This is a genomic window from Microbacterium testaceum (genome assembly GCF_006539145.1).
Taxonomy (GTDB): domain Bacteria; phylum Actinomycetota; class Actinomycetes; order Actinomycetales; family Microbacteriaceae; genus Microbacterium; species Microbacterium testaceum.
On record NZ_BJML01000002.1, the window covers coordinates 272,161 to 285,259 of the forward strand.

Annotated in this window: 13 protein-coding genes; 7 read left to right on the forward strand and 6 right to left on the reverse strand. The window is 68.7% G+C overall.

What is annotated here, in order from left to right; all coding sequences use genetic code 11:
• Nucleotides 1–33 precede the first annotated feature (33 nt).
• A complete protein-coding gene (locus MTE01_RS05340) occupies nt 34–633 on the reverse strand; it encodes a hypothetical protein (protein ID WP_103206443.1) in 600 nt (199 codons plus the stop codon).
• A gap of 216 nt (nt 634–849) precedes the next feature.
• Nucleotides 850–1,791: a LysR family transcriptional regulator gene (locus MTE01_RS05345; protein WP_103206142.1), complete on the reverse strand. Its 942-nt coding sequence runs from the start codon at nt 1,789–1,791 to the stop codon at nt 850–852.
• Between the two features lie 117 nt (nt 1,792–1,908).
• Here MTE01_RS05345 and MTE01_RS05350 point away from each other — a divergent pair, with 117 nt between their 5' ends.
• The 4 genes from MTE01_RS05350 (at nt 1,909) to MTE01_RS05365 (ending at nt 5,334) form a co-directional block, all read left to right on the forward strand.
• Nucleotides 1,909–2,901 carry a putative oxygenase MesX gene (locus MTE01_RS05350; RefSeq protein WP_116239111.1) on the forward strand — a complete coding sequence of 331 codons (993 nt, stop codon included), beginning with the start codon at nt 1,909–1,911 and terminating at the stop codon, nt 2,899–2,901.
• A 20-nt stretch (nt 2,902–2,921) separates the two neighbouring features.
• Complete coding sequence (locus MTE01_RS05355; protein WP_141376108.1) at nt 2,922–3,959, forward strand: methionine synthase; 1,038 nt, start codon at nt 2,922–2,924, stop codon at nt 3,957–3,959.
• Nucleotides 3,960–4,016: 57 nt separating this feature from the next.
• Complete coding sequence (locus tag MTE01_RS05360; protein WP_141376110.1) at nt 4,017–5,057, forward strand: aldo/keto reductase; 1,041 nt, start codon at nt 4,017–4,019, stop codon at nt 5,055–5,057.
• Nucleotides 5,058–5,148: 91 nt separating this feature from the next.
• The gene (locus tag MTE01_RS05365; RefSeq protein WP_116239113.1) at nt 5,149–5,334 is read left to right on the forward strand and encodes a hypothetical protein; all 186 of its coding nucleotides are present in this window, start codon (nt 5,149–5,151) and stop codon (nt 5,332–5,334) included.
• A gap of 38 nt (nt 5,335–5,372) precedes the next feature.
• Here the strand turns inward: MTE01_RS05365 and MTE01_RS05370 are convergent, their stop codons facing one another.
• The gene (locus MTE01_RS05370; RefSeq protein WP_141376112.1) at nt 5,373–5,855 is read right to left on the reverse strand and encodes an Lrp/AsnC family transcriptional regulator; all 483 of its coding nucleotides are present in this window, start codon (nt 5,853–5,855) and stop codon (nt 5,373–5,375) included.
• 80 nt (nt 5,856–5,935) lie between these two features.
• Between MTE01_RS05370 and MTE01_RS05375 the strand changes: the two genes are divergently transcribed.
• The 3 genes from MTE01_RS05375 (at nt 5,936) to MTE01_RS05385 (ending at nt 9,757) form a co-directional block, all read left to right on the forward strand.
• Complete coding sequence (locus MTE01_RS05375) at nt 5,936–6,868, forward strand: EamA family transporter (protein WP_141376114.1); 933 nt, start codon at nt 5,936–5,938, stop codon at nt 6,866–6,868.
• A 79-nt stretch (nt 6,869–6,947) separates the two neighbouring features.
• Nucleotides 6,948–8,537, forward strand: coding sequence for a molybdopterin-dependent oxidoreductase (locus MTE01_RS05380; protein WP_141376116.1), 1,590 nt, complete (start codon nt 6,948–6,950; stop codon nt 8,535–8,537).
• A 101-nt stretch (nt 8,538–8,638) separates the two neighbouring features.
• Nucleotides 8,639–9,757 (forward strand): PAS domain-containing sensor histidine kinase, encoded by a 1,119-nt coding sequence (locus MTE01_RS05385; protein ID WP_246077989.1) that lies wholly within the window; start codon nt 8,639–8,641, stop codon nt 9,755–9,757.
• An 8-nt stretch (nt 9,758–9,765) separates the two neighbouring features.
• Here the strand turns inward: MTE01_RS05385 and MTE01_RS05390 are convergent, their stop codons facing one another.
• The 3 genes from MTE01_RS05390 to MTE01_RS05400 are packed head-to-tail and all read right to left on the reverse strand — an operon-like array spanning nt 9,766 to nt 13,036.
• The gene (locus MTE01_RS05390; protein ID WP_116239118.1) at nt 9,766–10,344 is read right to left on the reverse strand and encodes an isochorismatase family protein; all 579 of its coding nucleotides are present in this window, start codon (nt 10,342–10,344) and stop codon (nt 9,766–9,768) included.
• A complete protein-coding gene (locus tag MTE01_RS05395) occupies nt 10,341–12,599 on the reverse strand; it encodes an MMPL family transporter (protein ID WP_141376118.1) in 2,259 nt (752 codons plus the stop codon). Before MTE01_RS05395 ends, MTE01_RS05390 begins: the two co-directional genes overlap by 4 nt.
• Nucleotides 12,600–12,640: 41 nt before the next feature.
• Nucleotides 12,641–13,036, reverse strand: a complete 396-nt coding sequence (locus MTE01_RS05400) for a hypothetical protein (protein ID WP_103206133.1) — start codon at nt 13,034–13,036, stop codon at nt 12,641–12,643.
• Between the last annotated feature and the right edge of the window lie 63 nt (nt 13,037–13,099).

The following is a 13,099-nucleotide window of genomic DNA, read 5'->3' on the forward strand; positions in this document are numbered from 1 at the left end:
GCCGTATCGGCCGCGCGGCGCCCGCGTGCGCTGTCACATACCGTCGGCGATCATCGCCCAGATGATCTGCACGTGACGGTCGGCGTTGAGGTCGGACATCTCGTTGTCGTAGTTGAGGCCGTAGGGCCAGATGTGCGACCCCCCGCAGTTGAGCACCGCACCGGCCCCGTCGAACTCGGCGAGCTTCGCGTTGGCGTTCGCGCCCGTCCACTGTCCGTTCTGGCACATCGCGTACCAGGCGTTGGCCGTGCCGTTGCCGACGGTGTGCGAGATCTCGTGCAGGGCCGTGCGCTCCTGCATGAAGCCGCGGTTCTCGCCGAAGCGGATGGTGCCGTCGATGCTCGCCTCGGCGGTGGGCACCCCGGGGACGTAGTAGACGTTCAGGTGGCGGTCGAAGTCGCTGAACTCGTTGTAGCGCGAGACCGCGGCATCCATCGCCGCTCGAATGCGGTCGTACGCGTCGGCTTGATCGGCCGTGGGGTTGGCCTCGGTGTACAGAGTGTAGGTCATTCGACCCGCGGCCTCTGCCGGGGTCGAGGTCACCGTCAGCGGGGCGACGACGGCGGCGAGCGCCGCGGCCGCGACGACGACGCGCTGGAAGAGGGGGCGGGATCGGGGGGATGCGTGCTGCATGGTCATTCTCCTTCGAATGGTCCGCGGCATCGGTGCCGCGTCTTGAGACAGTAAGCGCAACACGCCGCCGTAGAGAAGGAGCGCGTGAGGGTTCTCATCGAGTTCTCATCGTGCGGCGGCGTGACAGGCGGAAATCGCCGTCGTAGCGGCATGTTTCCGGCAGAGATCACGTCGGAGGCTACGCGTGTGAAGCTTCACATCATGCGTGAAACGCTCTCAGTCCAGCAGTTCCACGCCGAACCCCGCGACCACATCCCGCACCTCGGCGAGATACCGCTGCGCCTGCTCGGTCAGGGGGATGGACGTGCGACCGATCCAGCCGATCTCGATCCGCTCGTCGACGTCGAGGGGGACCGCGACGATCTCGGGGTCGAGGTCGTCGCTGATGATGCCGGTGGAGATCGTGTACCCGTCGAGACCGATCATGAGGTTGAAGATCGTCGCGCGATCGGAGACCCGGATCTCCTGCCTGCTCGAGAGGGTCGAGAGAATCTCTTCGGCGAAGTAGAAGGAGTTGTTCGCGCCCTGGTCGAAGGTGAGACGCGGGAGGTCTGCGAGGTCGTCCAGCGTCGCGCGCTCGCGACCGGCGAGCGGATTGCGTCGAGAGACGAAGATGTGCGGCTCGGCGCGGAAGAGCGGGTGGAAGGCGAGCCCCGAGTCCCGCAGCAGCTTGTCGAGGACGTTCCGATTGAAGTCGTTGCGGAACAGGATGCCGAGTTCGCTGCGCAGCGTCCGGACGTCTTCGATGATGTCCCACGTTCGCGTCTCGCGCAGCGAGAACTCGTACTCCGCGGCATCCGTCGCCTTCACCATCCGCACGAACGCGTCGACGACGAACGAGTAATGCTGGGCCGAGACGCCGAGCAGGCGTCGTGAGGGCGGTCGCCCCAGGTAGCGCTGCTCGAGCAGTTCGGCCTGCTCCACCACCTGCCGGGCGTAGCCCAGGAACTCGACCCCGTCGACGGTGAGGGTGACGCCACGCGCCGATCGGGTGAGCAGGTCTCGCCCCACCCGCGTCTCGAGATCGCGCATCGCCGCCGACATCGTGGGCTGCGCGACGTAGAGCAGGTCGGCGGCGGCGCTGATCGATCCTTCGGCCGCCACCTCGATGAAGTACTGCAACTGCTGCAGAGTGATGCCGCTCGCCCTCTTTGCCATAGCCCAAAGCTATACCTCTGCATAGCCGGACGGAATTACCCGATGACACCTCGCCGGCGGGACGATGAGGACACGCTCACCGCACGGCCGACCCCGGCCCCTCCCGATTGGCTCGACATGGCGAACGACATCACGTTCCGCATCTCCACCACACGCTTCGACGAGGACTACGCGCCCTCGTCCAGCTCGCGGATCACCACGAACTTCGCCAACCTCGCCCGGGGCGAGCACCGCCGACAGAACCTGCGCAACGCGCTGGCCATGATCGACCGCCGCTTCAACGAGCTCGCCGACGCCGACAACCCTTCGGGCGACCGCTACCGCGTCGAGCTCGACATCGTCTCGGCCGAGCTGCAGTTCGACGACGCCGGCGACGACCGCGCGTTCCCCCTGCTCGAGGTCCTCGACATCCACGTCGTCGACACCGTCACGGGTGAGCGCCATCAGGGCATCGTCGGGAACAACTTCTCGTCGTACCTGCGCGATTACGACTTCAGCGTGCTGCTGCCCGCGGCCAACGGCGAGGGCAAGAGCTTCACGCTGCCCGAGGACTTCGGCATCCTGCACGGCAAGCTCTTCCAGCACTTCCTCGACTCCGAGGCCTACCGCGAGCGCTACACGCAGTCGCCCGTGGTGTGCATCAGCGTGTCGACGAGTCGCACCTATCACCGCACCGGCGTCGTACACCCCGTCCTGGGGCACGAGTACGAGCAGGACTCGTTCTCGCTGACCGACGAGTACTTCGCAAAAATGGGCCTGCAGGTGCGGTACTTCATGCCGCGCGGCAGCGTCGCCCCGCTGGCGTTCTACTTCCGCGGCGATCTGCTCGCCGACTACACCGACCTGCAGCTGGCGGGCACGGTGGCCACGATGGAGACGTTCCAGAAGATCTACCGCCCCGAGATCTACAACGCGCACGAGCCCGCGGGCGAGGTCTACCGCCCCACGCTGGCCCACGAGGACTTCACCCGCACGAACATCGCCTACGACCGCGAGGAGCGCAGCCGCCTGGGCATCACGCAGGGCCGCTATACCGAGGAGCACTTCGTGAAGCCCCACCGTGCCGTGCTCGACGCGTGGCTCGTCTCCGACGCCCTCCCGACCCGATGACGACCCCGAAGGCGACCACTGTGAACACCCTCCTGCCCACCTCCATCGTCGGAAGCCTCCCCAAACCCGCGTGGCTCGCCAAGCCCGAGGTGCTGTGGTCGCCATGGGAGCTCGACGGCGACACGCTGGTCGAGGGTAAGCACGATGCCCTGCGCAGCGCCGCCAAGGAGCAGGAGCGCCGGGGCCTCGACATCGTCAGCGACGGCGAGCAGACCCGTCAGCACTTCGTGACGACCTTCATCGAGCACCTCGAGGGCGTCGACTTCGAGAACCGCGAGACCGTGCGCATCCGGGACCGCTACGACGCGAGCGTGCCGACGGTGGTGGGCGCGGTGAGCCGCCGCCAGCCGGTCTTCGTCCAGGATGCCGCCTTCCTGCGCCAGCAGACGGACCGACCGATCAAGTGGGCCCTTCCCGGCCCCATGACGATGATCGACACCCTCGCCGACCATCACTACCGCAGCCGCGAGAGGCTCGCGTGGGAATTCGCGACCATCCTCAACCAGGAAGCGCGCGAGCTCGAGGCCGCGGGAGTCGACATCATCCAGTTCGACGAGCCCGCCTTCAACGTCTTCTTCGACGAGATGAAGGACTGGGGCGTGGCCACTCTCGAGCGCGCGGCCGAGGGACTGCGCGCCGAGACCGTGGTGCACATCTGCTACGGCTACGGCATCAAGGCCAACACGGACTGGAAGGCGACGCTCGGGGCCGAGTGGCGCCAGTACGAGGAGTCGTTCCCACTGTTGCAGCGCTCGAGCATCGACACCGTCTCGCTCGAGAGCCACAACTCGCACGTGCCGATCGATCTCATCGAGCTCATCCGTGGCAAGAAGGTCATGCTCGGTGCGATCGACGTCGCCAGTCACGAGGTGGAATCCCCCGAAGAGGTCGCCGATACCCTCCGGCGAGCCCTGCAGTTCGTGGATGCCGACAAGCTCGTCGCCAGTTCGAACTGCGGCATGGCGCCCCTCCCCCGGCAGGTGGCGTTCGAGAAGCTCAGCGCCCTGTCGGCGGGTGCCGGCATTCTTCGCGACGAGCTCGCGCGCGTTCCCGCCTGAGAGCCGCGCGATCCGTGGCAGAGTCGACGGTGTCCCCCTTCACCGCCGAGGAGAACCATGCCCATCGCCGCCGATGATCCCCGCCTGACGTCCGCCTTCACCGCGTCCTCCACCCGCTACGACGACGTGCCGTTCCTGCGCGCCGGGGCGAGCGGCATCCCCCTCCCCCGCATCTCGCTCGGCTTGTGGCAGAACTTCGGCAGCGGACGCACGCTCGATTCGCAGCGCGAGATTCTTCGTCATGCCGTCGACCGGGGCGTCGTGCACATCGACCTCGCGAACAACTACGGTCCGCCCTACGGTGCGGCCGAGGCGACCTTCGGGACGGTCCTCGACAGCGACTTGCGCCCCTACCGCGACGAGCTGTTCCTCTCGACCAAGGCCGGATACGACATGTGGCCCGGTCCATACGGCGACGGCGGCTCGCGCAAGTATCTCGTGCGCTCGCTGGAGCAGAGTCTCACGCGCATGCGCACCGACTACGTCGACGTGTTCTACTCGCATCGCGTCGACATCGAGACGCCGATCGAAGAGACGGTCACGGCCCTCGCCGACATCGTGCGCAGCGGCAAGGCCCTGTACGTGGGCATCTCGAACTACCCGGCCGAACTCACCCGTCGCGCGCACGAGCTGCTCGCGGCCGAGGGTGTGCGCCTGTTCATCCACCAACCGCGGTACTCGCTGTTCGACCGCACGCCCGAGGCGGAGCTGTTCCCGACACTGCGCGAGCTCTCGGTCGGCAGCGCCGTCTTCTCGCCGCTCGCCCAGGGCCTGCTGACCGCGAAGTACCTCGACGGCACCGTGCCCGCCGACTCGCGAGCGGCCGACAGCCGCTTCCTCGACGAGTCCGCCCTCACCGACGATTACCTCGAGCGCATCCGCGGCATCGACGGGGTCGCCCGCGAGGCGGGGCTGTCCATCCCGCAGCTGGCCGTGGCGTGGGTGCTGCGCGACCCGGTGGTCACGACCGCGATCATCGGGGCTTCGCGCCCGGGCCAGATCGACGACGCCGTCGAGGCGAGCAAGGTCGCACTGAGCGACGACGTGATCGCCGCCCTCGAGCCCTTCGCCGCCCCCTCCGGCGGGTCGCTGCGCTGAGCGACGCACAACCACGGCGTCGGCGCAAGCGGCGCGGCATCCGGCGCTGGATCGTGTGAGGTGAGAACCCACACACAATCGAGGAGGCGTTATGGGTGTCGCACGTTGGATCGGAACCGGAGCGGTCGCTCTGGCGGGTGCCGTCCTTGCCAGGACGGCGATCGGCCGCGCTGCCGCCGCCGGCACCGTCGCCTACCGGGTCTGGAAAGACCCGAAGGTGCAGAAGATCCGCCGCAAGGTGCAGGCGAAGGTTCTCAGGCAGCGCTCGCAGCGCTGAACTGCCCCGGGCCCGGGTCGCGATCGTCGACCCGGGCCTTACGCGTGCCCGGGGGCCGGTTCCAGTGGCAAGGGCGAAACGGGCTTGGTGACCCCGAACGCGAAGGTCGTGTCGATCGACGACAGCGACGGGATTGCACGCAGGTGCTCTCGGAGGAGCCGCTCGTACTCCTCGAAGCTCGGCGTGACGATCCGCACGAGGTAGTCCCAGTCGCCGGCGAGCAGGTGCGCTTCGACGATGTGCGGGATCGCGCGGAGGCGTTGCTCCACGGCATCCACCGTCGACCCCTCGTGCGAGGCGAGACGCAGGCGCACGAAAGCCGTGATGGTGAGGTCGACCGCCTTCGGCGAGACGACCGCGCGGTAGCCCTCGATGACGCCCGCCTGTTCGAGCTGACGCACGCGTCGCAGACACGGCGACGGGGAGAGGCCGACGCGATCGGCGAGTTCTTGATTGGAGAGCCGCCCGTCGTTCTGCAACTCGCGCAGGATGAGTCGGTCGATGCGGTCGAGGGCGTTCATAAGGCAGATTCTGCCAATTTCGACCCCGCGGGAGCAAGAATCGCAATCGCCTGCGTCGGTGGTCTTTCTACGCTCGCAGGGTGACGACGTTCGCCCTTCCGCTCCCCCTCGCCCTGCCCCGCCGCACCGTCGTCGGCGTCACCGCTCTCGCCGCCGTCGTCGCTCTGTGGGCGTCGTTCGCGCTGTCCACTCGCGCTCTCGAGAGCGCCGGACTCACCATGGCGGATGCCGCGATCGTGCGCTTCGCCGTGCCCGCCGCCGTGCTCAGTCCCTGGATTCCTCGGACGTTCCGCGCCCTGCGCGCCGAGCGACCGTCGGTGCTGGCCCTCGTGCTGCTGGCCGGGCTTCCGCACTTCCTGCTGTTCGCGTGGGGTGCGCACCTCACCTCTGCGGCGCTCACCGGACTGCTCGTGCCGGGGACCGTCCCCCTTTTCGTCGCGCTGCTCCTCTTCCTCCGCTACCGCCGCCGGATGTCGGCACGACGCCTGCTCGCCCTCGCCGCGATCGTCGCCGGCGTGATGGCCAGTGCGCTGTTCACCGGCGGACCGGCCGGGCCCGGCGGGATCGCGGTTCTGCTCGCCGCCGGCCTCGTGTGGGCCGCCTACACACTCGGGGTCGCCCGCACACGCCTCGATCCGGTCGCGGTGATCGTGGTCGTGTCCGTCGTCTCGGTGGCATCGGCTCTGCTGCTGGCCGCGACCGGAGTGCTCCCCTCGACGCTGTTCTCCGGCACCGCCGACCTGGGCAGCGTGGCGACCTACGCCCTCGTGCAGGGCGTCGGCACGGGGCTTCTCTCGACCGCCTGCTACGTCGTAGCGGTCAAGAACCTCGGCAGCAGTCTGCCCGCCGCCGCCGGCGCCCTCAGCCCCGTACTCACCGCCATCGTCGCCGTGCCGCTGCTCGGAGAGCATCTCGGACCGGGCCTCGGCCTCGCTCTGGCACTCATCGTGACCGGTGTCGCGGTCTTCGCCCTCACCCCCGCGACGACGAACGCGCCCGAACCCGCGCGCTGACGGCATCCATTCCCCCGTCCGCTCCGAAGAAGGGTGGAGGCTCGTCGCGTCTGCGCGAAGGGCGGAGACGAGGAATGCCATGACGACCGACACCGCGGCCCGGACCGGGAAGAACACCACGGTCCGCCGCCCGCACGCCTGGATCTGGGCAGCACTGGCCGGCATCGTGTCGGCGGCTGCCCTTCTCGCCGTCGCCGAAGCGCTCGCGGCTCTTGTCGCGCGGTCGGCGAGCCCGATCCTCGCGGTGGGCTCGTTCATCGTCGACATCGTCCCGCGCCCCCTCAAAGAGCTCGCCATCACGCTGTTCGGCGAGAGCGACAAGATCGCCCTGCTCGCGGGCGTGGGTCTCGGCGCCGCCGTGGCCGCCGCGGTCGCCGGTGCTCTCGAGTATCGCTTCCGCTTCGTGGGTGCGATCCTGCTGGGAATCGGCGGCATCCTCGCGACCGCAGCCATCGTCACCCGGACCGGAGCAGGCGCCCTGGCCTGGCTCCCTCCGGTCATCGGCACCGTCGCGGGCATCCTCGTGCTCCTTCTGGCCATCGTTCGCTTGCGGCGCTGGGTCTCCGCGGCCACGGCGGACAGGGCGGATGCCGTGGGCACCGACCGTCGCCAGTTCCTGCTGTTCACCGGCATCAGCGCGGTCGGCGCGGTGATCGTGGGCGTCGGCGCTCGCGTGCTCAACACCGCCACCTCGTCGGTCGCCGCGGCCCGCGACGCACTGCGGATCCCCGCAGCTCGCACGACCGTCACCGTGCCCGAGGGGGCGAACTGGGACATCGCCAACCTGAGCCCGATCATCACGCCGAACGGCGACTTCTACCGCGTCGATACGGCGCTGACGGTTCCGAACGTCGATCCCACGACCTGGCGCCTCTCGATCGAGGGCATGGTCGACAACCCGATCGAGCTGAGCTTCGACGACCTCGTCAACATGGGTCTCGACGAGTACGGCGTGACTCTGACGTGCGTCTCCAATGAAGTCGGCGGCGGTCTCGTCGGAAACGCCATCTGGACCGGCATCCCCATCCGCGACGTGCTGCGCATGGCGGGCGTGCAGGGAGATGCCGACATGGTGTTGTCCGAGAGCGTCGACGGGTACACGGCATCCACTCCGCTCTCCTCGCTCACCGACGACAACCTCGACGCGATCTTCGCCGTGAAGATGAACGGCGAACCCCTCCCGTTCGAGCACGGCTTCCCCGTGCGCATGGTCGTGCCGGGCCTGTACGGCTACGTGTCGGCGACGAAGTGGGTCACCAAGCTCACGGTGACACGGTTCGACAAGGACGAGGCGTACTGGACGCCGCGTGGTTACTCCGCCGAGGCGCCGATCAAGATGTCGTCGCGCGTCGACACCCCGAAGATCGGATCTCCCGTCCCGGCGGGCGCCGTCGTCGTCGCCGGCATGGCCTGGGCGCAGCCCGTGGGCGTGCAGAAGGTCGAGGTGAGCATCGACAACGGCGAATGGCAGGAGACGCAGCTGTCGACGCCGATCAACGACCAATCGTGGGTGCAGTGGAAGCTGGACTGGACCGCCGAGGCCGGCACGCACTACATCGCGGTTCGCGCCACCGACAAACAGGGCAACCTTCAGATCCAGGATCAGGCGCCGATCGCTCCCGACGGATCGAGCGGGTGGCAGCGGACGCTCGTCACCGTCTCGTCGTGAGGGGCCGCCCGGGAATGTCAATCTCTATTCCCGGGCGTGCACCCGGGGCATGATCGGCATATGCCTTCAGCAAGCACCCCGGCCCGCACGGGCGCTCTCCTATGACCATGGTTCCGGATGATCCGCCCCTGTCCTCCGCCCCTCCCGGTGTCGACCCCACCCACCCCCTGACGAGTATCCGACGCTCGATCCCCCAGGACTGGGACGAGCAGGTCGATCTCTTCGCGATCGTCAAGCTCGACAGCGGCGGTTTCGTGCGCGGCTGGAACCTCGGCGCCGAACGGATCAAGGGGTACCACGAGCACGAGATCCTCGGTTCTCATTTCTCGCGCTTCTATCGCGAAGAAGACCGGCACCGAGGCAGGCCCGACCAGCTGCTCGCCGCCGCCCAGCGCGACGGACACGTCGAAGACACCGGCTGGCGCGTGCGCAACGACGGCAGCGAGTTCTGGGCACGCGTGACGATCTCCGCGATCCGCAACGACCAAGGCCAGGTGCGGGGATTCGTCAAGATCGTGCGCGACCTGACGACCGAGAAGCAGGCGGCCGACGAGCGTCTGGCTCTGCAGCGAACCTTCGCGCACGACCTGCTCTCTCCCGTCACCGCGCTGCGCGGCTACCTCGACCTCATCGGCGAGGAGCTTCCCCCCGACCACCGCCTTCTGCATCTCGCCGCCCAGGCGAGCGACCACATCATCGCGATGGCCCAGGCGCTCATGGCCGACGTCACCACCGCGTCAGAGCGAGGACGCCGCCGCGCGAGCCTCGATCTGATCGCGCGCGGGGCGGTCTCGCTGGTGCTCCCCGGAGATGCGCCCGGACGAGTCGTCTTCGGACAGATGGATGCCGTCCCCGTCTGGGGCGATGTCCTGGGGCTGCGACGCGCCATCGCCAACGTGCTCGAGAACGCCGCGAAGTACTCCGACGACCTCATCGAGATCGACGCCTTCGAAACCGACGAGGGCGCCGCGGTCCGTGTGCGCGACCGGGGGCGTGGCATTCATCCCGACGATCTCGCCTCGATCGCGCAGGAAGGCAACCGCGGTCGGCTCGCCGACGCCGGCGACGGCGGACGCGGCATCGGACTGGCGAGTGTCCAACGGATCGTCAGCGAGCACGGCGGAACACTGCGCATCACCAGTGCTCCCGGCACGGGGACGAGCGTGACGATCACGATTCCGCGCGCCGACGACGAGACGGGCCCCGCACCGCGCGCGTGAGGGTCGGCTCAGGCCCGCGAGGTCGTCACGTCCGCACCCGCGGCCGCGATCTCCGTCAGGGCGGCGGCACTCGAGTCGGGGTGCACCCCGGCGACCAGGTCGGTCAGCACGCGCACCCGTCGCCCCGCGCCGAGCGCATCGAGGGCCGAGGCCCGTACGCAGTAGTCCGTCGCGATCCCCACGACGTCGATGTCCCGGATGCCGTGAGACTCGAGCAGGTGCGCCGCGGTCTCGCCATCGTCGGTGATGCCCTCGAACAGCGAATAGGCGGGTTCGCCCTGCCCCTTCTTGAGGTGATGGGTGACGCGAGAGGTATCGAAGACCTCGTCGTAATCGGCGCCGAAGGTCCCGCCGACGCAGTGGACGGGCCACGTGTCGACGAAGTCGGGGGCGTCGGAGAAGTGTCCACCGTTGTCATCGTCGCCGTGGTGCCAGTCGCGCGAAGCCACGATCAGCGCGTAGTCGTCGGCGTGCTCTGCGAGGTAGTGCGAGATGCGCGCCGCCACCGCGTCGCCCCCTTCGACGCCCAGCGCCCCGCGCTCGGTGAAGTCGTTCTGAACGTCGACGATGAACAGGGCGCGCGTCATGCGTCGAGCCTACGCGTATCGGCATCCGCGCGCCCCAGCTTCGACGGCCACCAGATACGGCGGCCGAGGTCGTAGGCGAGGGCGGGCACGAGGAGGGAGCGGACCACGAAGGTGTCGAGCAGGACTCCGAACGCCACGATGAAGGCGAGCTGGGCGAGGAAGAGGATCGGGATGACCCCGAGAGCGGCGAACGTCGCCGCCAGTACGAGACCGGCCGAGGTGATCACGCCACCCGTTGCGACGAGTCCGCGCAGGATCCCCGCACGCGTGCCGTGCGCGAGCGATTCCTCCCGCACCCTCGACATCAAGAAGATGTTGTAGTCCACGCCCAGCGCCACCAGGAAGACGAAGCCGTAGAGCGGCACGGCCGGGTCCGCTCCCGGGAAGCCCAGGATGCCGTCGAACACCAGAGCGCTGACGCCGAGAGCGGCCCCGAACGACACGATGACCGTACCGATGAGGATGACGGGCGCGACGATCGAGCGCAGCAGCGCCATGAGGATCAGCAGGATCACCGCGAGCACGATCGGAATGATCAGTGTGCGGTCACGGATCGACGTGTCGATCGAATCGATGTCGGTCGCGGTCACCCCGCCCACCAGCGCCGTCCCCTCCCCCAACTCGACGGCCACAGCGGTGCGGAGCTGACGGACGGTGTCGTCCGCCGCAGACGAATCGGCCGTGTCGGCGAGGGTGGCGGCCAGCAGCACATCGCCGTCGGAAACCGTCGGGGACGGGGCGGGTGCGCCGGGGGCACCGAGCGCCGTCGTCTGCAGGACGCCGTCGACCACGGTCACCGACGCCTGCCCGCCGGGGGCGTCGGCGCTGAACACCGAGACCGCCTCGATCCCCGAGGCGTTCTGCAGCACGGACACGGTCCGAGCGGCCTCCCTCTCGGGGACGAGCACGTAGGCAGGACTGCCGGAGCCGCCCGGAAAGTGCTCGGCGAGCGCGATCTGCCCATCGCGCGCCTCCGAGGCGCCGAGGACGAGGTCGCTCGCGGGCACGCCGTCGGCGCGCAGCTGCGTGATGCCGACGCACGCCGCGAGAAGCACGAGCGTGCAGATGACCCATATGGGACGAGCGCGACGGGCGACGAGACGCGCCTGCCGCGGCCACAGGCCCTTCACCGGCTGCGTGAGGTCGGCGGGGAGTGCCGACCGGCCCGGCTTGGGCAGGAACGGCCAGAACGCGGCCCGACCGACCAACGCCAGCAGTGCGGGCAGGAACGTCAGCGCCGAGAGCACCGCGAAGGCGATGCCGATCGAGGCGATCGGCCCCAGAGCACGGTTGGTAGCCAGATCGGACAGCAACAGGCAGAGAAGGCCCGCGATCACGGTGCCACCCGATGCCAGGATGGGCTCGAAGGCGCCCCTCCACGCTCGGGTCGTGGCATCCCATCTCCTCAGACCTTCGCCGACGGCCTCACGGAACCTCGCGACGTAGAGGAGGGCGTAATCGGTGGCCGCACCGATGACGAGGATGAAGAGGATCCCCTGCACCTGGCCGTTCAGCACGACGATCCCGGCATAGGCGAGCCACCACACGGTGAGAAGAGCGACGCAGAGCGCGAACACCGAGGTGAGCAGGACCAGGATCGGCAAGAGAGGAGATCGGTACACGATCACGAGGATGACGAACACCGCCGCGAGCGCGACGACCAGCAACAGACCGTCGATGCCGAGGAAGCCCTTCACGAGGTCGGAGGTGAACCCGGCGGGACCGGTGACCCACGCCTCGACCCCGGCGGGAATCTGCGCCGACACCCTCTCGCGCACCTGTTCGACGACCTCCCGCACCTCGCCGGAGCTGTCGATCGGAACGAAGATCTGCGCCGCCTGACCGTCGTCCGAGACCACGGGGGGCGAGGCGTCGCCGGCCACTCCCTCGACGGCGGCGATGTCGGTGGCAAGGCTCTGCAGGGCGGCGACCTGCGCATCGCTCAGGGCGCTGCCGTCGGACGTCGTGGCGACCACGATCGCGGGAATCGTGTCGCTGCCGGTGAAGTCCGTCAACCGTTCGCTGACGCGCGTCGCATCGGCCGACTGCGGCAGGAACGAGGACTGATCGTTCGTCGCGACCTGGTCGACTCTGCCGAAGAACGGCCCGCCGATCGATCCGCCGACCACCCACAGCAGCACGAGCAAACTCGGGATGCCGACACGCAGCCACCGCGAGACACGCGGGGGCCGCACGGAGCGCCGGGTTGTTTCCCCTCGGGGGGAGCGACGAGTGGGCGCAGAGGACGATGCCATATAGCTAGCTTATCTAGCTATATGGCCTGTGCGCCAGTCGGTCACCCCCGAGCGAACAGCACCACGATCGAGACGACGAACGCCAGCACGCCCAGGCCGAGCACTCCCGCGGCGAGCAGCGAGACGAAACGGACGAGGGGCGAGGAGCGCGCGAGCCGCATGCGGTTCACCGCACCACGGCGATAGAAGATATCGGCCATATCGGCGGCGCCGATCTTCGCCTCGTCATGTGCCGAGAGGGGCGCCTCGTTCACTCCCCCGTCGGCGTCGAACCAGCGGACCACGCGGCCGCCCTCGACATCCTCGACGACGGCGCGAGCGGGAAGCCAGGTGCCGTCGGCCAGCAAGAGGAACACTGCCGCGAAAGCCAACAGCAAGCCACCACCCAGACCCACCCACGTGAAGATCTCGATGACGGCATCGAGGGCGTTCGACACGGGAGCTCCAGCGAGGTCAGCGGGCGGAGGACGGCCGTCACGCGAGCGCGGAACGAGGCGGGA

What these genes read in the sequence shown, in the direction of transcription:
- MTE01_RS05390 (WP_116239118.1), bottom strand. Translation starts at nt 10,344, where the DNA reads ATGACGCGCGCCCTGTTCATCGTCGACGTTCAGAACGACTTCACCGAG.
- MTE01_RS05385 (WP_246077989.1), top strand. Translation starts at nt 8,639, where the DNA reads ATGACCATGGTTCCGGATGATCCGCCCCTGTCCTCCGCCCCTCCCGGT.
- MTE01_RS05395 (WP_141376118.1), bottom strand. Translation starts at nt 12,599, where the DNA reads ATGGCATCGTCCTCTGCGCCCACTCGTCGCTCCCCCCGAGGGGAAACA.
- MTE01_RS05360 (WP_141376110.1), top strand. Translation starts at nt 4,017, where the DNA reads ATGCCCATCGCCGCCGATGATCCCCGCCTGACGTCCGCCTTCACCGCG.
- MTE01_RS05350 (WP_116239111.1), top strand. Translation starts at nt 1,909, where the DNA reads ATGGCGAACGACATCACGTTCCGCATCTCCACCACACGCTTCGACGAG.
- MTE01_RS05370 (WP_141376112.1), bottom strand. Translation starts at nt 5,855, where the DNA reads ATGAACGCCCTCGACCGCATCGACCGACTCATCCTGCGCGAGTTGCAG.
- MTE01_RS05340 (WP_103206443.1), bottom strand. Translation starts at nt 633, where the DNA reads ATGCAGCACGCATCCCCCCGATCCCGCCCCCTCTTCCAGCGCGTCGTC.
- MTE01_RS05365 (WP_116239113.1), top strand. Translation starts at nt 5,149, where the DNA reads ATGGGTGTCGCACGTTGGATCGGAACCGGAGCGGTCGCTCTGGCGGGT.
- MTE01_RS05380 (WP_141376116.1), top strand. Translation starts at nt 6,948, where the DNA reads ATGACGACCGACACCGCGGCCCGGACCGGGAAGAACACCACGGTCCGC.
- MTE01_RS05345 (WP_103206142.1), bottom strand. Translation starts at nt 1,791, where the DNA reads ATGGCAAAGAGGGCGAGCGGCATCACTCTGCAGCAGTTGCAGTACTTC.